Source organism: Pseudomonas sp. 67(2021) (genome assembly GCF_017491835.1).
GTDB classification, from domain to species: domain Bacteria; phylum Pseudomonadota; class Gammaproteobacteria; order Pseudomonadales; family Pseudomonadaceae; genus Aquipseudomonas; species Aquipseudomonas atacamensis.
The window spans coordinates 1-476 of the sequence record NZ_JAFGYL010000084.1 but is presented as its reverse complement, the minus strand read 5'-3'; the positions used below and the strand labels follow the sequence as shown (position 1 = coordinate 476).

1 protein-coding gene is annotated in these 476 nt (G+C 59.7%); it reads right to left on the bottom strand.

What is annotated here, in order from left to right; all coding sequences use genetic code 11:
* Window positions 1-476, bottom strand: a 476-nt coding sequence (locus tag J5M66_RS26620; RefSeq protein ID WP_207817544.1) for an amino acid permease, incomplete at both ends; no start/stop codon positions are given.

Here is a 476-nt window from a genome sequence, read left to right as displayed (position 1 = left end):
GGCACCAGAATCATCGACGAGGCCAGGTAAATCAGACTGGTGTAAGTGCCCGCCGAAAAAAGCGTGATCAGCAGGAAAATCTGGATCATCACATTGGTCAGCCACAGCGCATTGACCGGCACGTGGTTCTTGTTTTCCTTCTTCAGGAACGCCGGCATGGTCTTGTCCTTGGCCGTGGCGAAGAGGATCTCCGCGCAGAGCAAGGCCCAGGACAACAATGCACCGAGCAGGGAAATCGCCAGCCCGATGCTGATCAGTAACGCACCCCACGGCCCGACGATGTGCTCGAGCACCGCTGCCAGTGAAGGGTTCTGCAGATTGGCCAGTTCCGGCTGGCTCATGATCCCCAGCGACAGCACGTTGACCAGTACCAGCAGCGCCAGCACGCCGAGAAACCCGATCACCGTGGCGCGGCCGACGTCGCTGCGTTTTTCTGCGCGAGCCGAATAGACGCTGGCGCCTTCGATGCCGATGAA